General features: G+C 38.2%; 17 protein-coding genes. 6 read left to right on the top strand and 11 right to left on the bottom strand.

The window, feature by feature from the left end; translation table 11 throughout:
* The first annotated feature begins 74 nt into the window (after nt 1-74).
* Both BLR83_RS04745 and BLR83_RS04750 read left to right on the top strand, forming a co-directional pair.
* Nucleotides 75-716 (top strand): MBL fold metallo-hydrolase, encoded by a 642-nt coding sequence (locus tag BLR83_RS04745; RefSeq protein WP_074560658.1) that lies wholly within the window; start codon nt 75-77, stop codon nt 714-716.
* Complete coding sequence (locus BLR83_RS04750; RefSeq protein WP_074560659.1) at nt 713-1,426, top strand: alpha/beta hydrolase; 714 nt, start codon at nt 713-715, stop codon at nt 1,424-1,426. Before BLR83_RS04745 ends, BLR83_RS04750 begins: the two co-directional genes overlap by 4 nt.
* Nucleotides 1,427-1,461: 35 nt before the next feature.
* On the opposite strand, the gene ftsX is transcribed toward BLR83_RS04750, so the two are convergent.
* The 7 genes from ftsX to BLR83_RS04785 form a co-directional block, all read right to left on the bottom strand.
* Nucleotides 1,462-2,391, bottom strand: a complete 930-nt coding sequence (gene ftsX, locus BLR83_RS04755) for a permease-like cell division protein FtsX (RefSeq protein WP_074560660.1) — start codon at nt 2,389-2,391, stop codon at nt 1,462-1,464.
* Entirely contained in the window at nt 2,384-3,076 is a 693-nt protein-coding gene (gene ftsE / locus BLR83_RS04760; protein ID WP_074481476.1) for a cell division ATP-binding protein FtsE, read from the bottom strand. Before ftsE ends, ftsX begins: the two co-directional genes overlap by 8 nt.
* A 47-nt stretch (nt 3,077-3,123) precedes the next feature.
* A protein-coding gene (gene prfB / locus BLR83_RS04765) for a peptide chain release factor 2 (protein WP_142349791.1) occupies nt 3,124-4,219 on the bottom strand; the annotation gives its coding sequence in 2 pieces (ribosomal slippage) (nt 3,124-4,146 and nt 4,148-4,219; 1,095 coding nt in all).
* A gap of 492 nt (nt 4,220-4,711) precedes the next feature.
* Nucleotides 4,712-5,359: an HAD family hydrolase gene (locus BLR83_RS04770; RefSeq protein WP_074560662.1), complete on the bottom strand. Its 648-nt coding sequence runs from the start codon at nt 5,357-5,359 to the stop codon at nt 4,712-4,714.
* Nucleotides 5,360-5,455: 96 nt separating this feature from the next.
* Nucleotides 5,456-8,137, bottom strand: coding sequence for a cation-translocating P-type ATPase (locus BLR83_RS04775; RefSeq protein ID WP_074560663.1), 2,682 nt, complete (start codon nt 8,135-8,137; stop codon nt 5,456-5,458).
* A 227-nt stretch (nt 8,138-8,364) separates the two neighbouring features.
* Nucleotides 8,365-8,751 carry a YwiB family protein gene (locus BLR83_RS04780; RefSeq protein ID WP_074560664.1) on the bottom strand — a complete coding sequence of 129 codons (387 nt, stop codon included), beginning with the start codon at nt 8,749-8,751 and terminating at the stop codon, nt 8,365-8,367.
* A gap of 70 nt (nt 8,752-8,821) precedes the next feature.
* A complete protein-coding gene (locus BLR83_RS04785; RefSeq protein ID WP_074560665.1) occupies nt 8,822-9,700 on the bottom strand; it encodes a sulfite exporter TauE/SafE family protein in 879 nt (292 codons plus the stop codon).
* Nucleotides 9,701-9,795: 95 nt separating this feature from the next.
* Here BLR83_RS04785 and BLR83_RS04790 point away from each other — a divergent pair, with 95 nt between their 5' ends.
* The 4 genes from BLR83_RS04790 to BLR83_RS04805 all read left to right on the top strand — a co-directional run bounded on the left by BLR83_RS04790 (nt 9,796) and on the right by BLR83_RS04805 (nt 14,535).
* Nucleotides 9,796-11,097, top strand: coding sequence for an HD domain-containing protein (locus BLR83_RS04790; protein WP_074560666.1), 1,302 nt, complete (start codon nt 9,796-9,798; stop codon nt 11,095-11,097).
* Nucleotides 11,098-11,276: 179 nt separating this feature from the next.
* Nucleotides 11,277-12,086 carry a sugar-phosphatase gene (gene yidA / locus BLR83_RS04795; protein ID WP_074560667.1) on the top strand — a complete coding sequence of 270 codons (810 nt, stop codon included), beginning with the start codon at nt 11,277-11,279 and terminating at the stop codon, nt 12,084-12,086.
* Nucleotides 12,086-13,300: an aminoacyltransferase gene (locus tag BLR83_RS04800; protein ID WP_039696548.1), complete on the top strand. Its 1,215-nt coding sequence runs from the start codon at nt 12,086-12,088 to the stop codon at nt 13,298-13,300. The genes yidA and BLR83_RS04800 overlap by 1 nt, the downstream gene beginning before the upstream one ends.
* A complete protein-coding gene (locus BLR83_RS04805) occupies nt 13,300-14,535 on the top strand; it encodes an aminoacyltransferase (RefSeq protein ID WP_074560668.1) in 1,236 nt (411 codons plus the stop codon). Before BLR83_RS04800 ends, BLR83_RS04805 begins: the two co-directional genes overlap by 1 nt.
* Before the next feature lie 99 nt (nt 14,536-14,634).
* Here BLR83_RS04805 and tpiA read toward each other — a convergent pair whose 3' ends face one another.
* From tpiA to ppc, 4 genes are all read right to left on the bottom strand, one after another.
* A complete protein-coding gene (gene tpiA / locus BLR83_RS04810; RefSeq protein WP_009854602.1) occupies nt 14,635-15,393 on the bottom strand; it encodes a triose-phosphate isomerase in 759 nt (252 codons plus the stop codon).
* Nucleotides 15,394-15,582: 189 nt separating this feature from the next.
* The gene (tuf, locus tag BLR83_RS04815; RefSeq protein WP_074481466.1) at nt 15,583-16,779 is read right to left on the bottom strand and encodes an elongation factor Tu; all 1,197 of its coding nucleotides are present in this window, start codon (nt 16,777-16,779) and stop codon (nt 15,583-15,585) included.
* Between the two features lie 268 nt (nt 16,780-17,047).
* Nucleotides 17,048-18,334 carry a cell division peptidoglycan polymerase FtsW gene (ftsW, locus tag BLR83_RS04820; protein ID WP_074560669.1) on the bottom strand — a complete coding sequence of 429 codons (1,287 nt, stop codon included), beginning with the start codon at nt 18,332-18,334 and terminating at the stop codon, nt 17,048-17,050.
* Nucleotides 18,335-18,448: 114 nt separating this feature from the next.
* Nucleotides 18,449-21,271 (bottom strand): phosphoenolpyruvate carboxylase, encoded by a 2,823-nt coding sequence (gene ppc, locus BLR83_RS04825; protein WP_074560670.1) that lies wholly within the window; start codon nt 21,269-21,271, stop codon nt 18,449-18,451.
* Nucleotides 21,272-21,412 lie beyond the last annotated feature (141 nt).

Below are 21,412 nucleotides of genomic sequence, written 5' to 3' on the forward strand. Positions count from 1 at the left end.
TAAGATGGTGAAAAGTTGCCTTTTCAAAAAAGACATTATATGACTTTTAAAGACTTTTTTGATACACTTTTTTTATGAAGATTTTTAGATTATTAAACCATGTTGCACGTGAAAATACCTACTTATTGGTCAATGACCAAGCTATCATCGTTGTTGACCCTGGTAGCGATACAGATAAAATTAAAGAAAAAATTACAGCAATTGATAAACCCGTAGCTGCTATCTTAATCACACACGCTCACTACGACCACATTATGGGACTTGATGTTATTCGTGATGCCTTTGGGCAGCCGCCTGTTTATATCTCTGAAAAAGAAGCTTCTTGGCTTTATTCACCCAAAGATAATTTCTCAGGACTAGACCGCCATGCTGATATGGATGATGTGATTTTAAAACCCGCTGAACACCACTTCCAATATCAAGAAGATTACGTATTAGCTGGTTTTCGTTTTCAAGCACGTCAAACACCAGGACATTCATGGGGAAGTGTTTCGCTAGTTTTCCCTGATGATGAACTTGTTCTTACTGGTGATGCACTCTTTCGTGAAACCATTGGGCGAACTGATTTGCCAACTGGTAATGCTGAAGAATTGCTTCATAGCATTAAAACAGAGCTCTTTAGTCTGCCAAATCATTTCACCGTATACCCTGGCCATGGTCGTGAAACGACTATCGCACATGAAAAGAATTTTAATCCGTATTTTAACACACTATGAAAAAACTTAAAAAATGCCTACTCTACTTTTTAGTTTGTTTAGCAGCCCTATTTATTTTAAGTCTTGGTTTTATTCGTTACAAAACCTACCAGGCACACCAGAGCTCTATGGCAGCCGCTAAATCCGCTAAAATCACAAAAGATTATCTACTCTTTGAAAGTAAAGAAAGCGCAAAAGCAACTATTGTCTTTTACCAAGGTGCTCTTGTCGAAGAAAAAGCCTACGCTGGCTTGGCTAATAATTTAACCAAGTCAGGATATGATGTTTATATCTTGAAAACACCGCTAAATCTTCCTGTGCTATCAAGCCAAAAAGCTTTAACAGTCATCAAAGAAAAGAACTTAAAAAATGTCTACCTTGCTGGACACTCCCTAGGTGGGGTTGTAGCTTGTTTAAACGCTGACGCAGCAAAGACAGACATTTCTGGTTTAATCCTCCTTGCAAGCTACCCAAGTGAAAAAACAGACTTGTCAAAAGACAAACTAAAAGTTCTCTCAATCACAGCTAGCAAGGACAAAATCCTCAAGTGGAAGCAATATGAGGACGCTAAAAAAAGGCTCCCAAAAGATACCAACTACGTTAGCATCTCTGGTGGGAACCACAGCGAGTTTGGAGACTATGGTCATCAGGCAAAAGATGGACAAGCTAGCATCTCTCAAAAAGAACAAGAAGACCAAATCGTCACTGCTATTACAAACTTTATAAATTAAAACAACTTCTGAAAATCAGAAGTTGTTTTTTTAGATTAAATTTTAAGATAACGTCTCATTGAGATAACTGAACCAAGTGATCCGATAAGGATACCCACAACAAACATACCACCGATAATCATTGGAAGGAATGTGTCAGCTGGGTAAAGTGTCAAACCTTGGACCTCGAATTGTGGATTTACTGATGCGTAAACGGCTTTATAACCGAAGTAAATGATGATTGATGGAACAATTGCACCAAGCAAACCAACCCAAGCACCTTCAAAGAAGAATGGGCCACGGATATAAGAGTTCTTAGCACCAACCAAACGCATGATTTCAATATCGCGGTGACGAGACATAATTGTCATACGAATTGTATTTGAAATCAAGAAAATAGCTACGACAACAAGGAGAACAGTACCTGCAAATCCCCATGTACGGATAAATTTAGAAATCTTGAAGAGTTGATCTGAGTTTGAACCACCGTAGTTAACTGATTCAACCCCTTCAATTTTAGAAATCTTATTAGCAACTTTCTTAACTTTTGATGCTGATGTCGCTTCTACAACGTAAACGTCTTGCAATGGATTTGAATCTCCATCAAACATTGACCAGTCATCACCATATGTTTCTTTCAACTTAGCTAATTGGTCATCTTTACTTGAGAAGGTAACTGATTTAACACCAGAAAGTGCATTGATTTGGTCATAAACTTGGTGATAAGCATCATTTTGAACAGTTTCACCAACTTCATTTGTTTTTGTTTCTGAATTATCAGCAGAGTTAACATCCAAATAAACACTAATTTGAATATTATTTTCAATACCTTGAGCAATTTTTTCAACGTTCAAGAGAACAGCTGCAAAAATACCAACAAGTGTCAATGTAATCGCAACTGAGCTGACTGATGCAATGGTCATCCAGATGTTTCGTTTTAAACTTTTAATAGATTCCCATAAGTGGCGGAAAAAGTGTCTAATCATTATATCCGTATTCTCCTTCCTCTTCATCACGTACAATACGTCCTTCTTCAATTGCGATAACGCGATGGCGAAGGTTATCAACGATTTGTTTGTTGTGTGTTGCCATTAGAACGGTTGTCCCTTGAAGGTTGATACGTTCTAACAATTGCATGATTTCCCAAGAAATTTCTGGGTCAAGGTTACCAGTTGGTTCGTCAGCAATCAATACTTTTGGATTGTTAACGATGGCACGCGCAATTGCCACACGTTGTTGTTCACCACCAGATAATTGGTCTGGGAATGAACGCATTTTGTGTTTAAGTCCAACAAGTTCAAGCACTTCTGGAACGCGTTTTTTGATTTCACGTGGCTTTTCACCAATAACTTGCATGGCATAAGCAACGTTTTCAAAAACAGTCTTCTTAGGAAGAAGTTTGTAGTCTTGGAAGACAACGCCAATGCTACGACGCAAAATTGGGATTTGACGTTTTTTCATTTTTGTAAGGTTAAATTCCCCAACTTTAAGTGTTCCAGCAGACACTTTTTCTTCGCGGTAAAGCAATTTAATAAAGCTTGATTTACCAGCACCAGAAGGACCAACAATATAAACAAATTCACCTGGGTTGACAGATACATTGATATCTCTCAAAGCAGTTGTTGAGCGGTGATACTTTTTAGTTACACCTTTCATTTCAATTAATGCCATTTGTATTTTCCTTTACGATTTTGTTATCCTAAAATTTTACTTTCGAGTTAATCAATACGCCATTTCAAGAAAGCGTCGATGAAACCATCAATGTCACCATCCATGACTTTATCAACTTGAGCAACTTCATAGCCTGTACGGTGGTCTTTAACCATTGTATATGGAGTGAAGACATATGAGCGGATTTGGCTACCCCAAGTGATCTCTTTTTTATCACCTTTAAGAGCATCCACTTCTTGCGCTTTTTTCTCTTGTTCTAATTGATAAAGTTTTGCTTGCAACATTTTCATAGCGCGATCACGGTTACCGTATTGAGTACGGTCAACAGTTGACGCAACAACAATTCCTGTTGGAATGTGAGTCAAACGAACACCGGTAGAAACCTTGTTGACGTTTTGTCCACCAGCACCACCTGAACGGAAAGTATCCATCTTGATATCATCATCACGGATTTCAACCTCAATAGTGTCATCCAATTCTGGCATCACTTCAACAGAAGAGAATGACGTATGGCGACGTTTAGCTGAGTCAAATGGTGAGATACGAACCAGACGGTGAACACCCATTTCTGATTTCAAAAGTCCGTAAGCATTTGGTCCTTCAAAAGAAAGGGTTACTGATTTGATACCAGCTTCATCACCAGCTTGATAGTCAAGGGTTTCAACTTTAAAGCCTTTGGCATTTCCATAACGTGTGTACATACGGAAAAGCATATCAGCCCAGTCTTGTGCTTCCGTACCACCTGATCCTGGGTGAATTTCCAAGATGGCATTGTTACGGTCATAAGGTTCTGATAAAAGAAGTGTCATTTCATAACTTGTCATGATTTTATCAAGTTTTTCAAGAGTTTCTTCTAAATCAGCTTGAACAGAATCGTCTTCATCTAACATTTCCAAATATAGTTCTGTTTCATCAGACAATTCTTGCATCTCGTTAAATGTTTCATAGGTTTGTTTCAAACCGTTCAATTCTTGAGATGTTTTCTGCGCTGCAATGTTGTCATTCCAAAAATCTGGCTCAGTCATTTTATTTTCAAGAAGCGCAATGTCTTCTTCCAAACGATCTAAGTCAAAGAGACCTCCTGAAGCTAGTCAACTTCTCTTGATTTTCTACTATTTTTTGGCGGATTTCAGCCACTTCCATGAGATAACTCCTTTATTAAGATATTTAGTCCGTCAAGAAAGCGAGATGAAAATAGGAATTCGACGCTGTGTCTTGTGACACAAGAAGAATTATCTTTTTCACGACGCTTTTAGGACGAATTCAGTTAACTTAAGATATTAAGTTCGTTAAACGAGTAAAGCAAAAATAGGAATTTTGACGAAGAGCTCTTAAGCTCTAGAAAAAATTTTCTTTTTTGCACAACTCGTAGAACGTATTCAGTTAACATAAGATATTGAGTCCGTTAAGAAAGCAAGATGAAAATAGGAATTTTTAATCTGCTTTTTGGACTTAATTAATCAAATCTATAGTCAGCTTATCTTTACTTTTTGACGCTTTTATAGATTTCCTTACTGCCTTTTTATTTTATCATAAAGGCTGTAAAATTGCTATTGGCTACCATTAGCAGCCATTTTATTTACCTAGCTTAGGCTACAATTCCTAAAACAATTACCTTTCAATATGACAATGCCATTAAGCTTCTTTTTCAATCACTTGCATAACTTCTGTTAAGCTATCAACCAAGACACTAGCTTGTGATTGATCAATGCCAAATACTTTATCACGAATAGCAATCACTCGCACTCCCGCTGCCACACCGGCTTGGATTCCTTTTTGGCTATCTTCAATAATAACAATATCACCTTTATCGAATCCTAATTTAGCGCAAGCGGCGTTATAAATTGCTGGGTTTGGTTTACCTTCTTTGAAGTCATCACCTGTCAAAATATAAGTGAAAAAGTCAAACAAGCCACATTTTGTCAAAGCTCGCTCAACATCTTTTCGCACAGTGTTTGAAGCCAAAGCCAAAACATATCCTTTTGCTTTTAAATCACCAAGTACCTTTTTGGCATCTGGAAAAACTAATTGACTATAATCTGGTCGATGAACATTTTTATAAGCAGTGTATTCTGCTTCCAAAGCTTTTGTATCATAGTTTGAAATCTTGTCACCTAAGATTTTTTCCCAGAACTGATCCATACGTCCACCAACAAAAAATTTAGGTGGCAAATGCTTGATAGAAATGCCTTTACTTCCTAAAAATGCCTCACGACGGTCAAAATAAAAATTCTCAGTGTTAAATAAAACACCATCCATATCAAATATAATTGCTTTAATCATGAAAGCCTCCCCAGAATATTCTACCATAAATTTTTCAAAGATTTTCAGAAAGCAAAAAAGCTAGGACAATTTGTCCTAGCTAATAGTTAGCATATTTTAAATAGCTTTTTCATCTTGACCAAGAGCACGTTGGACAGCTTTGACAATTTCTGTCAAAACAACCATGAGCAAGCTTCCGATGATGACAGCCAACCATTGTGTTACACTCAAGTGTGAAACGTGGAATAATTGGTTAAATCCAGGTACCGCAATAGTAACCATCAATAGTAAGAAGGCTACTGGAATTGCCCAGTTAAAGGTTCTATTTCTGAAAGCTCCAACCGTAAAGATTGATTGGTAGACAGATTTAACGTTAAAGGCATGCAGCAATTGAATCAAACCTAGTGTTGCAAATGCCATTGTCAAAGCATCTTCGTGCATCATACGATTTGAAGCATGTTCTGGGAACATCAATGCCCATCCGTAAACACCTAAAACAAGTAAGGTTTGGAAAATACCTTGATAGATAATCGCCCCCATAACCCCACCATCAAAGAAGTTTGATTTACGTCCACGAGGTTTGTGAGTCATCACATCTGGTTCAGCTGGTTCAACACCAAGCGCAATCGCTGGTAGCGTATCTGTTACCAAGTTAATCCATAGAAGGTGAACAGGTTGAAGAACGTCCCAACCAAATAGTGTTGCAAAGAAGATTGTGAAGACTTCAGCCATGTTAGCTGAAAGAAGGTATTGAATTGATTTTTGAATATTAGAGAAGACTTTACGTCCTTCTTCAACGGCAACGATAATCGTTGCAAAGTTATCGTCAGCAAGGACCATGTCAGAAGCTCCTTTAGAAACTTCTGTACCAGTAATCCCCATACCGATACCGATATCAGCCGTCTTAAGTGATGGCGCATCATTAACACCATCACCAGTCATGGCAACAACTTTACCTTCATTTTGCCATGCTTTTACGATACGAACTTTGTGTTCAGGAGACACACGCGCATAAACTGAGTATTGTTTGAAGACTTTTTGGAATTCTTCGTCTGACAATTCATTAAGTTCCGCACCTGTGAAGACGTGGTCTTGACCGTCATCTTCAATGATACCAAGACGTTTAGCAATAGCTTCCGCTGTATCTTGGTGGTCACCAGTAATCATAATTGGACGAATACCAGCTTCCTTAGCAACAGCAACAGCTTTCGCTGCTTCTGGACGTTCTGGGTCAATCATTCCGACAAGACCTGAGAAAATCAAATCAGATTCAACAATATCTGATTCAAGTGTTGGCACTTCAGAAACATATTTATAAGCCATCATCAAAACACGAAGAGCTTGTTTAGCAAGATCTTTATTGACAGTTAAAATAGCTTTCTTCTCATCTGCTGTAATATCGCGAACTTGACCATTTTCTTCGATACGAGTCACACGTTTAAGCAATTGATCTGGAGCACCTTTAACAGCAACAAGGTACTTACCATCAGCTTCTTTGTGAATCGTTGACATTAATTTACGTTCAGAATCAAATGGTAATTCTGCCACACGTGGTTCTTTTTTAAGAACTTCACGAATATCAAAACTGTGGTCAAGACCAAATTGAACAAGTGCTGTTTCAGTTGGGTCTCCGATTAATTTACCATTTGGATCAATTTTTGTATCATTGGCAAAGTTCATGATACGAAGTGTGTTGTTATCAGCTGCAATTTCGCTAGTAGCATTTTGCAATTGACCATTTGTGTACACTTTTTCAACTGTCATTTGATTCATTGTCAATGTCCCTGTTTTATCTGAGGCAATGATTTCTGTAGAACCAAGTGTTTCAACAGCTGGCAATTTACGAACGATAGAATTACGTTTGGCTAAGGTTGTTGTCCCCATTGATAAAACGATTGTTACAATGGCAGGCAAACCTTCTGGAATAGCAGCAACCGCAAGTGCAACGGCAACCATTAAACCGTTAAGTGGAGCTTCACCACGGACAAAGACACCGATAAGGAAAGTAACGGCAGCAATCCCAACAATCAAGTAAGTCAATACTTTAGACAATTGGTTAAGACTTTGTTTAAGTGGTGTATCTGTTTCATCGGCATTTGCAAGCATGTCAGCAATTTTACCAACTTCAGTATACATACCAGTGTTAACAACCACACCAACACCTCGTCCGTAGGTAACGTTTGAGTTTTGGTAAGCCATATTCACACGGTCACCGATACCTGCATCAGCTGGAACCTCAACAGACAAATCTTTCTCAACTGGAACAGATTCACCAGTCAAAGCTGCTTCTTCAATCTTCAATGACGCAGCTTCTAAAAGACGCATATCTGCTGGAACAACATCCCCAGCTTCAAGCATGACAATATCACCAGGCACTAATTCGCGTGAGTCAATTTCCACTACATGGCCATCACGACGAACACGCGCAATCTGACTAGACATGTCTTTAAGTGCTTCAATCGCAGCTTCTGCTTGACCTTCTTGGTAAACACCAAATGCTGCGTTCAAGATGACAACAGCAAGAATAATTAAAGCATCTGTCAATCCGTGCATTCCTTCTGTAATAACAGAAAGAGCCGCAGCGACCAACAAAATGATAATCATCAAATCTTTGAACTGATCGATGAATTTCGCAAACAAACCACGTTTTTCACCTTCATCAAGTTCATTGTGACCAAATTCGTCCAAGCGTTTTTGAGCTTCGGCTGTAGACAAACCATCACGTGATGACTTCAGAGTTTCCAATGTTTCATCTTTGCTCTGTGTATAAAACAGAGCTTTACTTTGTTCTTTAGACAAAATAACTTCCTCCTATGGTCTCCTCTATAGAAAAAGAGACCTGTTTTTTTAAAACAAGTCTCGCTGTTTAAGACAGGGCCGGAAATTTCTTTCGTAATGACGACCATGTCACGGGTTTTACCCGTCTGCTACTCCCTTGAATACAGAGTAATCATATCAATTTTAAAACCATTTGTCAACTAATCTTACAAGTAGCTAAAGCTTGATATATCAAGCTTTGGTTAGGCTTACAACCACTTGATTTCTAGCTGATAGTTTGCAAAAACATTATCCCCTTCAACTTGTTTTAGTTGATAGTGGATTTTAAGATTTTGCTCTTTGGTATCCAACTCATAAACACTGGTTTGTGTTTGTAAATGTTGCATACCAACTGGGGTTGGAATAGCAACTATAGCTGGCAGTTCGCGATGAAATCGCATGATTGATTTTGGCGTTGAAAAACGTGTCATAATCAACTCTTGGTCATTACACTTAAGCATAACCGTTTCTTTTTCTTCATTGGTATAGGTAAGATAGATATGACCATTTTTTTCGGTTAATTTGACTGGGTATGATTGCTCAACTAACTCAACTTGTCCATCTAAATCAATTTTATTCTTAATATGAAGTTTCATCTAAGTAAGCTTCTTCCTTTCTCTAAAATTATACCAATTCTTTCTTCGTAAAGCTAATAATAACGCTATTTTAACGCTTAATTGCTGATGAACGAAGTAAACTAGTTCCAGTAAAAATAGCAATGAAAACAATCAGTATTTTAAACTTATTGATATCTAGCTGACTAAGGAAAAAGGCAGCCGTCAAGACACCAAAAGAACCACCAATAATGATTCCTAGAACCCCTGGCCAATTCACGCGACCAGATTTGATAAATTCTGTCGTACTTGCTGACATAATAACAGCAGCATCCAACATCATAACTGGCAAAGCAATCGACGGATTAATTCCGAGCATTGAAAAGAAAATCAATTCTGGAGCATAGTTTCCCAATCCCATTGTCATCAAAATACCAATCGTAAAATTGAACACTATACCAACAAAAAGCCATATGCCATGAAGACCGTGAACACCGTCACCCATTCCTGCACCAGGATTTGCAATCATGCGATAAACCATGATAAGCGCAGCAATAATCAATAGCGTTCCCAAAGCTCTTTGCACATGACGTGTGTCCCAGTTTTTCGTAAGACGTGTCCCGACAAGAGCTCCCACAAAAGAAGCCGTTGCCATCGCTAACAAGGTTGGCAATTCCACTTTCACAATCGTGATAAAGCAAAGCGCCTCAATCAAGACAGGAATGACGTGAGCAGTTGACAAGGTCGCAGGAATTTGTTTATCATCTTTGACCAATTTTGTCGCCTTAAAAAGCGCCGTACTAGTCGCAAAGGTTCCAATACCCAGCGTATCTAGTAAGTCTGTCAGATAGCCTATCCAAAGACCAGTCCAGAATCTTTCCTTTAAGTTAATTTTATTTTTCTTGGCATGCAAGATGATATTTCCAAAAATCCAAATAATTAAGAAAACCAAAAAAATCTGGATTAAACGTAAGATAAGTTCATTTGTCATAGACTCCATTATAAGCAATTTTTTTACTTTCGTAAACAAGATTATTTCAAGAGCTAAACCCTTAGCATTTTTAGCTTTTTTGTTATAATGAAACTATGAATGAAAAAGTATTTCGTGACCCTGTTCACAATTATATAACCGTCAATCATCCGGTCATTTATGACCTTATCAATAGTAAAGAATTTCAGCGTCTACGTCGTGTCAAACAAGTCTCGACAACAGTTTTCACCTTTCATGGTGCTGAGCACAGCCGTTTTTCACATTGCTTAGGCGTTTATGAAATTGCTAGACGAGTAACTGAGATTTTTGATGCCAAATTTCCAGAGATTTGGGATTCTAATGAAAATCTTTTGACCATGGTAGCAGCCCTCTTACACGATGTGGGGCATGGTGCTTATTCGCACACTTTTGAAAAGCTTTTTGATACTGACCACGAGGCCATCACCCAAGAAATCATCACTAATCCTGATACAGAAGTTAATGCGATTTTACGCCGAGTATCACCAGATTTTCCTGAAAAAGTTGCAAGTGTCATCAACCACACATACCACAACAAGCAAGTGGTGCAACTCATCTCTAGCCAGATTGACTGCGACCGAATGGATTACCTTTTGCGCGACTCCTACTACAGTGGAGCAAGATATGGTCAATTTGATTTGACACGCATCTTGCGTGTTATTCGTCCAACAGCTGATGGCATTGTCTTTGAATATAACGGCATGCACGCTGTCGAAGACTACATTGTCAGTCGATTTCAAATGTACATGCAAGTCTATTTCCACCCCGCTAGCCGAGCTATGGAAGTCTTGCTGCAAAATCTCTTAAAACGTGCCAAATACCTTTATCACATTGATAGCCACTTCTTTGAAAAAACGTCACCAAATCTCATCCCATTTTTGGCTAATCAAGCTAGTCTAGCTGATTATTTATCTCTGGATGATGGTGTGATGAACACTTATTTTCAAGCTTGGATGACTGCTGAAGATGACATTCTAGCAGATTTAGCCAGCCGTTTTGTTAACCGTAAGGTTTTCAAATCCGTAACTTTCGAAGAAGAATCTCGTAAAGACCTCAATCATTTAGTTGAATTGGTGAAATCTGTTGGTTTTGATCCAAACTATTACACCGGTATCCACGTTAATTTTGACCTCCCCTATGACATTTACCGCCCTGAGAAGAAAGAACCTCGCACTGAGATTAATATGATTCAAAAAGATGGTTCAGTCGTTGAACTTTCAACCATCTCACCTATCGTAAAAACCTTGACAGGGACGATTTATGGAGATAGACGCTTCTATTTTCCAAAAGAAATGCTCAGCGATGATGACTTATTTGCTCATACCAAAAAAGAATTTATGAGCTATATTTCAAACGATCATTTTGTTTCTCATCACTAAGGAGTTAGGAATAAAACTGATGACAATTGTCTAAGTTTTATTCCACTCCTTTTTTTCATTTGACATTTTTTAAAATGAAAACGATACCTCTTAGAATTCCTTGTGTTCCCCATGACAAATAAGCCACTTTTTAGTAAGATATATAGGTAGAGATTCTTTAGGAGGGGTAAACTAACCTTATGTCTATTAAATTAGTCGCTGTCGATATCGACGGCACACTTTTAACCAACGACCGTAAAGTCACGCCTGAGGTTTTTGAAGCTGTTCAAGAAGCTAAAAAACAAGGTGTTAAGGTCATTATCGCAACTGGACGTCCTATCCCAGGTGTTCAGCCACTTCTTAACGAATTAAATCTAAGAGAAGAAGGCGATTATGTCATCACCTTCAATGGTGGGCTAGTCCAAGATACTTCAACTGGTGAAAACATCATCACAGAAACCATGACCTATGAAGACTATCTTGATATTGAATTCCTTAGCCGTAAATTAGATGTTCATATGCATGCTATCACGAAAAAAGGTATTTACACGGCTAACCGCAACATTGGAAAATACACGGTTCACGAATCAAGTTTGGTTAATATGCCAATTTTTTACCGCACTCCAGAAGAAATGGGCGATAAAGAAATTATTAAAATGATGTACATCGATGAACCTGAAGTTCTTGATGCTGCCATCGAAAAAATTCCACAAGAATTCTTCGATAAATACACGATTGTTAAATCAACACCATTTTACCTAGAATTCATGAACAAAAAAGCCAGCAAAGGAAATGCCATCAAGCACCTTGCTGAAAAAATGGGACTTACTGCTGACCAAACTATGGCTATCGGTGACGCCGAAAATGACCGTGCTATGTTAGAAGCGGTTGGTAACCCAGTTGTTATGGAAAATGGTACACCAGAACTTAAAGAAATCGCTAAATATATTACAAAATCAAACGAAGAAAGCGGCGTTGCACACGCCCTTAGAGAGTGGGTCTTAGAATAATGTATAGCTATAAAATCGGTATCTCAGCTGAAGAACACGATAATTTTGCAAAATCAAGCAATCAAACAAACCTTTTACAATCATCAAATTGGGAAAAAGTTAAAGATAATTGGGACAACGAACGCATTGGTTTTTACAAAGATGACCAATTAGTCGCTTCTGCTTCTATCCTTATCAAAGCTTTGCCACTTGGCTTTACCATGCTTTACATCCCACGTGGACCAATTATGGATTACAGTGACAAAGAACTCGTTGCATTTGTCATCAAATCACTTAAAAAATACGGTAAAACAAAACACGCCCTTTTCATCAAAATGGACCCAGCTTTGTTGCTTAAACAATACAAAATTGGTGAAGAAGTTGATGAAAATAAAGACACACTTCTTGCTATCGACAACTTAAAAGCTGCTGGCTGCGAATGGACTGGACGCACAACAACTATTGCTGAAAGCATCCAACCACGTTTCCAAGCTAATGTCTACACACAAGAAGACATGACATCAACTTTCCCTAAACACACAAAACGTTTGATGAAAGACGCTGTTCACCGTGGTGTTATCACTACACGTGGTACAATCGATGATGTGAAAGCTTTTGCTGACGTCGTTGCCCTTACAGAAAACCGTAAAGGGGTTGCTCTTCGTAACGAAGATTACTTCCGTAAAATGATGGAAATTTATGGTGACGATGCTTACCTTCACTTGGCAAAAGTTAACCTTCCAAAACGTTTAGCTGAATACAAAGAACAATTGGCTCAAATCGAAAAAGACTTGGCTGAAACAGCTGAACACCAAAAGAAACGTTTGACAAAACTCACTCAACAAAAAAATTCTGTTACAAAATACATCAAAGAATTTGAAGAATTCGTTGAAAAATACCCTGATGAATTAATCATCGCTGGTATCTTGTCAGTGTCATTTGGTAACGTTATGGAAATGCTTTACGCTGGTATGAACGATGAATTCAAGAAATTCTACCCTCAATACTCACTTTATCCAAAAGTATTTGAAGATGCTTACGCCGATGGCATCATCTGGGCAAATATGGGTGGTGTCGAAGGAACACTTGATGACGGTTTGACTAAATTCAAATCAAACTTCAACCCTACAATCGAAGAATTCATTGGTGAATTTAACATACCAGTAAATGGTTTGCTTTACAAACTATCAAACTTGGCTTATAACATTCGCAAACAAAGGAGAAATAGCCATTAATGTCTCTTGAGATTATCGATAAAAAAGTTTTTGAGACTTTTTGCAATACCGTCAACTACAAATCTTTCATGCAATCTGTCGAAATGGCAGATTTGCTTGAAAAACGTGGCTACCAAGTCACTTTTCTTGGGTTAAAAGAAGCTGATGAAATCCAAGTTGCTGGTGTCCTTTACTCTATACCAGTGGCTGGCGGACTTCATATGGAAATCAATTCTGGTCCTGCTTCTCGTGATCAGTCTTACCTAAAAGCCTTCTACCAAGGCCTTCAAAGCTACGCCAAAGAAAATGGTGCCATCGAATTATTGGTTAAACCATTTGATACCTATCAACACTTTGATACCAATGGTGAAGCAACTGATGATGAAAGAATCAACTTGATTGAAGATTTCACATCACTAGGCTATCAACACGACGGCCTTATGACAGGTTACCCTGGCGGTGAGCCTGATTGGCATTACGTCAAAGATTTGACCGATTTGGATGAAAAATCCTTACTAAAATCATTCAGTAAAAAAGGTCGTCCACTTGTTAAGAAAGCTAAAACATTTGGAATTACTCTTCGAAAACTTGATCGTAGCGAGCTTCCGCTCTTCAAAGAAATCACTTCTGCAACTTCTAACCGCAGAGATTATGTCGATAAATCACTAGACTACTATCAAGATTTCTATGATAGCTTTGGTGACGCTTGTGAATTTATGGTAGCAAGCCTTAATTTCCAAGATTATCTCAAACACCTCGAAAGCGACCAAGCTAAACTCGAAAAACGAATCGAGAAACTTCGTACAGCTATTGAAAACAATAACGGATCTGAAAAGAAACAAAATCAGCTGCGTGAATTATCAAGTCAATCAGCTACATTTGATACACGTATTGCAGAAGCCAAAATATTCATTGAAAAATATGGTTCACAAAACGTTATCTTAGCAGGTAGCCTCTTCGTTTATACTAAACAAGAAGCTGTCTACCTCTTCTCTGGTTCTTACCCTGAGTTCAATAAATTCTATGCACCAGCTCTTCTTCAAGAATACGTTATGCTAGAAGCTATTAAACGCGGTATTACTACTTATAACCTCTTAGGTATTACAGGAGTGTTTGATGGTTCTGATGGCGTTCTACGCTTTAAACAAAATTATAACGGCTACATCACACGTAAGATGGGAACATTCCGTTATTACCCACATCCTCTCAAATACAAACTTATCCATAATCTCAAAAAAATTCTTAGACGTTATTAAACTTAAAAGGCTTGGAAATAAAATCCAAGTCTTTTTTTGTACAAAAAAACTACTTGTCCTAGGACAGGTAGTTTTTAATATGGCTTCAATGATTCCTGATTATTTTACGAAGTCAAGAAGTGCAAGGAAGCTTTCTGGTTGAAGTGATGCACCACCAACAAGGGCACCATCAACGTCTGGGCAAGCCATGTAAGCTGCAACGTTTTCAGGTTTAACTGAACCACCGTATTGAACGCGAACTTTGTCAGCTACTGCTTGACCGAAGTCAGCTGCAACTGTGTCACGAACTACTTTACACATTTTTTGTGCGTCGTCTTGGCTAGCTGATTTACCAGTACCGATAGCCCAGATTGGTTCGTATGCGATAACAAGTGAAGAAACTTGTTCTTCTGACAATCCAGCAAGAGCAGCAGAAACTTGTCCACCTACGAATTCAGCAGCTTTACCAGCTTCGTAAGTTTCAAGAGTTTCACCACAGCAGATGATTGGAAGCATACCGTTAGCAAAGATAGCTTTTGCTTTTTTGTTGATATCTTCGTCAGTTTCGTGGAAGTATTCACGACGTTCTGAGTGACCGATTACAACGTAGTCAGTTCCCATTTCAGACAATACTTTAGGGCTGTTTTCACCAGTGAAAGCACCAGCGTTTTCAAAGTAGCAGTTTTCGGCAGCAACTTTAAGGTTTGAACCTTTAGCTGCAGCAAGAACTGTTGAAAGGTCAAGTGCAGGAGCTGCGATACCAGCTTCAACAAGTTCTGATGAAGGCAATTTAGAAGCTACTGCTTCAACGAATGCTTTAGCTTCTTCTGGATTTTTGTTCATTTTCCAGTTACCAGCGATAAATGGTTTACGTGACATTTCACATACCTCTTCTATTTTTATTTACCCCCTTATTTTATCATATTTTCAGCATCTTTTAAAGGTTCGAGGGGATTTTTACACATAATCATGAAAGAAATTGCAAAAAAAGAGCCCCCTTCGGGACTCTTTCCACAATTACTATCTGACTAATAATTGTTATCTGGGAACTTAATTAATTAACTAAAATTAAGCTTCGATTTCTGAAACGATACCTGAACCAACAGTACGTCCACCTTCACGGATTGAGAATGTAGTACCTTGTTCAACGGCGATTGGGTGAATCAATTCAACGTCGATAGTAACGTTATCACCAGGCATTACCATTTCAGTACCTGCTGGAAGTTCGATTGAACCAGTAACGTCAGTTGTACGGAAGTAGAATTGAGGACGGTAGTTGTTGAAGAATGGAGTGTGACGTCCACCTTCTTCTTTAGTAAGGATGTAAACTTCACCTTTGAATTTAGTGTGTGGGTGAATTGAACCTGGTTTAGCAAGAACTTGACCACGTTCGATTTCATCACGTTGGATACCACGAAGAAGAACACCAACGTTATCCCCTGCAAGACCTTCATCAAGTTGTTTACGGAACATTTCAACACCAGTAACAACAGCTTTTTGGATGTCGTCACGGATACCAACGATTTCAACTTCGTCGTTGACTTTAACAGTACCACGGTCGATACGTCCTGATGCTACAGTACCACGACCAGTGATTGAGAATACGTCTTCGACTGGAAGAAGCAATGGTTTGTCAGTATCACGTTCTGGTTCTGGAATGTATTCATCTACAGTGTCCATCAATTCCATGATGATGTCTTCGTAGTGAGTGTCACCTTCAAGAGCTTTAAGTGCTGAACCTTGGATAACTGGAAGTTCATCACCTGGGAAATCGTATTCTGAAAGAAGGTCACGGATTTCCATTTCAACCAATTCAAGCAATTCTTCGTCATCAACAAGGTCAACTTTGTTCATGAAGACGATAAGGTGTTTAACACCAACTTGACGTGAAAGAAGGATGTGTTCACGAGTTTGTGGCATTGGACCATCTGTTGAAGCTACTACAAGGATAGCACCATCCATTTGGGCAGCACCAGTGATCATGTTTTTAACGTAGTCCGCGTGTCCTGGAGCGTCGATGTGAGCGTAGTGACGTTTAGCAGTTTCGTATTCAACGTGTGCAGTGTTGATTGTGATACCGCGTTCGCGTTCTTCAGGAGCAGCATCGATAGAAGCGTAGTCTTTTGGTGTGTTAACTGCGCTTGGAAGACGACGAGCAAGAACTGTTGTAATTGCAGCTGTCAAAGTAGTTTTACCGTGGTCAACGTGTCCAATTGTACCAATGTTAACGTGTGGTTTACTACGATCGTATTTTTCTTTTGCCATTTGGGTAAAAGCCTCCAATAAAATATATTTTATAGATAGACAGTAGGCAATACAGTCTAACTTTACCTTACTATTTTAACAAATTATGCAAGAATTGCAAGTATTTTACTGCTTAATTTAAGATTTCTTCATTTTGTAAGGGTGTGAATAGGCAAAATACAACCATTTTTGCTTGTATTTACATGAAAGAAACTTCCATTTTCAAGTTCACTTTTCTTCTTTTCTTTAACAAAAAACTCTCCTAAATATCTAGGAGAGTTTTACTTTATTAATAAAAGCTATCTAAATCAATAACGTTATCTTCTTCGTGGATTTGGGCTGCTCGTTGTTTTGCTCGTAACTCTGCTTCTGCTTCGCGATAAATTTCTTCACGTTTTTCATTAGCATCGATATTCAAAACAAAACCAACCGCTACCGACAAGACCAAAACACTATTTCCTCCCTGCGATAAGAACGGGAAGGTAACCCCTGTAGATGGAATCAAGCCTGAAATACCACCGATATTAACGAAGGTTTGCATTAGAATCATCCCACCAATTCCAAGAGCAATCATCGAGTTAAATGGATTTTTAGCCTTAATACCAACATGCATGATGCGTAAGATTAGGAAAAATAGCAAAGCTAGGATGAGGCTTGCACCAATCATGCCAAGTTCTTCCATCACGACTGGAAAAACAAAGTCTGTGGTTGCTTCTGGGAGATAGCCACCTTTTTCGATAGAATTTCCAAGACCACGACCAAACCAGCCACCGTTACTCATTGCATAATAAGAGTGTGCCAATTGGTGTCCTGAATCGGACAAGTCTTTAAATGGGTTATAAAAGGCGCTGAAACGTTTAGCAACATAACCAAAGACAGGAACTTTCCCCATCTTATCAACCCCGACAATAGCAATTATTCCAAGAAAGACAGTTGAGAAGGCTGTGATGGTTGCCAGAATAGCTGAAAACCAACGATAACCTACACCACTGATAGAATACATAATCAAACCAGTCAAAACGACGATAGCTGCATTTCCAAGGTCAGGCTGCGCCGCAACCAAAAGAACCATAACTAACGAATACACGCGCCAATCTTTCAAATCACTAAGCTTAGTTGGCCACCATTTGCGCTTAGTCAAAGCTTGATAGTCATATGTCGAAATCAATTCTTGACGCCTTGCAAATGTAAAGGCTAAGAACCACACAATGATGATTTTTAAATACTCAGCTGGTTGGAAACTAATAGGACCAATGACAATCCAACCGTGGGCACCGTTGACGGTCTTGGTGAAAAAACGTGCAATCAACAAAAGCACTACTTCTACCATCATAGTCATTGTCAATGTACGAGAGTTTTTCAAAAAGTTTAATTTTAACTTATATATAAAACCAATTGCAAATAGACTGATTAACCAAAAAACACCTTGGTTCAGTACTGACATAAAGGGATTCACACCATACTGAATCAGTGTCGCACTAGTTGTTGAATAAACAACAATCAGTCCAATTACTGAAAGGATTAAATAAGGCACTAGGATAGAGTAATTTAGGAGATGCCTTTTATCAATTTTCATAGAGTCACCTATAATATCTTCGAATTTATCATATGACATTATATCATCTTTCTGGACTAAAAAAAAGTCAAAGTCTGAGAACTTAATCCCAGACCTTGACCTTGGTTAAACATATCAGCCAGAATTACGTAATCCTGTGGCAATACCATTAATTGTAGTGTGAATGAGTTTTTCGTAATCTTCGTCCAACTCATCGTGGCGCAAACGTTTAATTAATTCAATTTGAATGTAGTTCAAAACGTTAAAGTATGGAATGCGGTAATCCAAACTTGCGCGAAGTGATGGATTTTCTTCCAACAAGTTATCATGTTTTTCAATTGCCAAGATAACATCTTTTGTCAATTGCCATTCGTCAAGAATAACATTGAAGACGCTACGAACTTCTTCACTTTCAGCCAATTTTGAATATTGGAAAGCAATATTCATGTTTGATTTAGACAATACCATGTCTACATTTGAAAGAAGTGAATGGAAGAATGGCCATTTTTCATACATGTGTTGAAGTTTTTCAAGGTTACCTTCTTCAGCATCGATGAAATGTTTGAAGGCAGAACCAACACCGTACCAACCTGGGAACATGATACGACTTTGTGACCATGAGAATACCCAAGGAATTGCACGAAGACCAGAGATTTCTGTGATTGTCTTACGAGCAGCTGGACGTGAACCAATGTTCAAGCTTGATACTTCTTTAATTGGAGTAGCTTCGAAGAAGTAATCGTAGAAATGTGGATTGCCAAATACCAAATCACGGTAAACGCCATTTGAGTATGTCACAATGCCATCCATTGTTTCACGGAAAGTATCGATTTCATCTGGATTTGTAATCATGCGAGTAACGATACGGTCAACTGTCGCTGAAAGCAACATTTCAAGGTTGTAGTAAGCAACATCTTTATTACCGTATTTGTTTTCGATGATTTCACCTTGTTCTGTCAAACGAATGCGGTCTTTAATAGAACCAAATGGTTGTGAAGTGATTGCTTCATATGATGGGCCACCACCACGACCGACAGTACCACCACGACCATGGATGAATGTCACTTTAATGCCACGTTCTGAACCGATGCGAGTCAATTCATTTTGAGCTTTGTAAAGTGTCCATACAGATGATAGGTAACCACCGTCTTTGTTACTATCTGAGTAACCAAGCATGATTTCCTGGTAACCTTTGTTAGCTGTAACCCAACGACGAACGATATCATAATCAAGATATTCTTCCATGATACCACGTGAGTTTTCAAGGTCTTCGATTGTTTCAAAAAGTGGTACGATTTGAACACGCGCTTTTTGGTTATCAAGAAGTCCAACTTCTTTAAGCATGATAGCCAATTCAAACATATCAGAAACACTTTCAGTGTGTGAAATGATGTGTTGTTTGATGACTTCATCACCTAATTTATCTTTAAGGTAACGAGCTGTTTGGAAAATAGCCAATTCTTTTTGAAGTTGTTCAGATTTTTCAGCATTTGTTGATGACAATGTACGTGGGTCTTCTTGCAATTCTTTAAGAAGAACTTTAACTTTTTCTTCTTCAGAAAGAGCGCTATAGTCGTCAACGATATTTGCTGATTTCAACAATTCTGCGACACAAGCTTCGTTAACGCTTGAATCTTGGCGCATATCGATTGTTGCAAGGTAGAAACCAAAGACATCAACGGCTTGAAGCAACTCGCTAAAGTCACCTGTCAAGAGAGCATCGTCTCCATTATCAAGCAATGATTGTTTGATGATGAGCAAGTCGTCTTTGAATTCTTTAGCTGTTTTATAACTTGGAATTTCATCTTGAAGTTCTGATGAAACTTTATTAACTTTGTTTTGCAAATACTTAGCAATAACACTTGCGTTGTTAGTGCTTGCGTAAACGTCTGAACCAAGTTTACTATTTTCAAGTGCACGACGTGAAATAGTTGGACCAGCTTTCAATTCAATTAATGTTTGAATCAATTTTGATTGGATGTAGTTGAAAGCTTTACGGTATGGTTCATTTTCACGATAAATTGATTTATCGCTTGATAATTCTGCCAAACGTTCAACTTCTGGGCTGATTTTAGTCAACGTTGTTGAAAGTGAGAATGTGCGGTAAAGACCTGTCAATTTTTCAATGTAATAATTGATGATGACTTCACTTTGAACAGTAGCTGACAAACGAAGAGTTTCAGCAGTTACGTATGGGTTACCATCACGGTCACCACCAATCCACATACCCATTGTGATAGGTTTTGGATTTGTAAGGTCGATACCTTTTTCAGCAGCTAAACGTTTGTACTCTGACGTCAACTTAGTAATCGCTTGAATTAAGGATCCATTGTAATATTCCATTACATTGGTAATTTCATTTTTTACCTTAAGTTTTTTCTCACGAATGATGTCCGTTTGCATGATGATTTCAATGTAACGGCGTAAGTCAGTGTACCATTTTTGACGGTTAACAACTCCTGCTTTCACATCACGGTATTTACGCAAAAGGTCGTGAATATGGTTTGTTAATTCAAGAACCGTTTTACGTTGAACTTGTGTTGGGTGAGCAGTCAAGACAGGTACAACATTTACGTTTTCAAGGATTTCTTTAGAGTTTTCGCTTTCTGAAACCATGTCAACAGTCATAGAGAGTTTGCCAAGATAATCCTGATTTGTATTATTTTGGTAGTTGATTTCATAAGCAAAGTCAACGTCTTCAGAAATGTTGATTAACAGTGGCAAAATTGAAAAATAACGAGACACAACAACCATCTCTTCGTTGGTTAACTGAGCTACTAGTTCTTCAAGTTTGCCGTATTCATCACTTGCTGACAATTCAACAATGTTTTGAATTTTAGCGAATACCTCATCACCAACCATTTGATGGGTTGTTTCATCGAGTAAGCTTTTTAGTACTTTGACTTCCTCGGTAATGATCGACTGGGTATCATTGTTCTCCAGTTTTTGGATTGTCACACTCTTCACTCCTTTTTTGTTCGGATTTTAATCCTTTATTACAAGCGTACTACTTAATCATACCACTTTTTACGGAAAATGTAACCCAATTTCTATAAATTGCACATTATTTTATATAATTTTCTGACTTTTTTAAATAAA

The sequence above is a fragment of the Streptococcus equinus genome (assembly GCF_900101445.1).
Classification (GTDB): Bacteria; Bacillota; Bacilli; order Lactobacillales; family Streptococcaceae; genus Streptococcus; species Streptococcus equinus_B.

Excerpts from the sequence above, each read along its gene's own strand:
- BLR83_RS04745 (WP_074560658.1), top strand. The coding sequence starts at position 75 with ATGAAGATTTTTAGATTATTAAACCATGTTGCACGTGAAAATACCTAC.
- BLR83_RS04750 (WP_074560659.1), top strand. The coding sequence starts at position 713 with ATGAAAAAACTTAAAAAATGCCTACTCTACTTTTTAGTTTGTTTAGCA.
- ftsX (WP_074560660.1), bottom strand. The coding sequence starts at position 2,391 with ATGATTAGACACTTTTTCCGCCACTTATGGGAATCTATTAAAAGTTTA.
- ftsE (WP_074481476.1), bottom strand. The coding sequence starts at position 3,076 with ATGGCATTAATTGAAATGAAAGGTGTAACTAAAAAGTATCACCGCTCA.
- BLR83_RS04770 (WP_074560662.1), bottom strand. The coding sequence starts at position 5,359 with ATGATTAAAGCAATTATATTTGATATGGATGGTGTTTTATTTAACACT.
- BLR83_RS04780 (WP_074560664.1), bottom strand. The coding sequence starts at position 8,751 with ATGAAACTTCATATTAAGAATAAAATTGATTTAGATGGACAAGTTGAG.
- BLR83_RS04785 (WP_074560665.1), bottom strand. The coding sequence starts at position 9,700 with ATGACAAATGAACTTATCTTACGTTTAATCCAGATTTTTTTGGTTTTC.
- BLR83_RS04790 (WP_074560666.1), top strand. The coding sequence starts at position 9,796 with ATGAATGAAAAAGTATTTCGTGACCCTGTTCACAATTATATAACCGTC.
- yidA (WP_074560667.1), top strand. The coding sequence starts at position 11,277 with ATGTCTATTAAATTAGTCGCTGTCGATATCGACGGCACACTTTTAACC.
- BLR83_RS04800 (WP_039696548.1), top strand. The coding sequence starts at position 12,086 with ATGTATAGCTATAAAATCGGTATCTCAGCTGAAGAACACGATAATTTT.
- BLR83_RS04805 (WP_074560668.1), top strand. The coding sequence starts at position 13,300 with ATGTCTCTTGAGATTATCGATAAAAAAGTTTTTGAGACTTTTTGCAAT.
- tpiA (WP_009854602.1), bottom strand. The coding sequence starts at position 15,393 with ATGTCACGTAAACCATTTATCGCTGGTAACTGGAAAATGAACAAAAAT.
- tuf (WP_074481466.1), bottom strand. The coding sequence starts at position 16,779 with ATGGCAAAAGAAAAATACGATCGTAGTAAACCACACGTTAACATTGGT.
- ftsW (WP_074560669.1), bottom strand. The coding sequence starts at position 18,334 with ATGAAAATTGATAAAAGGCATCTCCTAAATTACTCTATCCTAGTGCCT.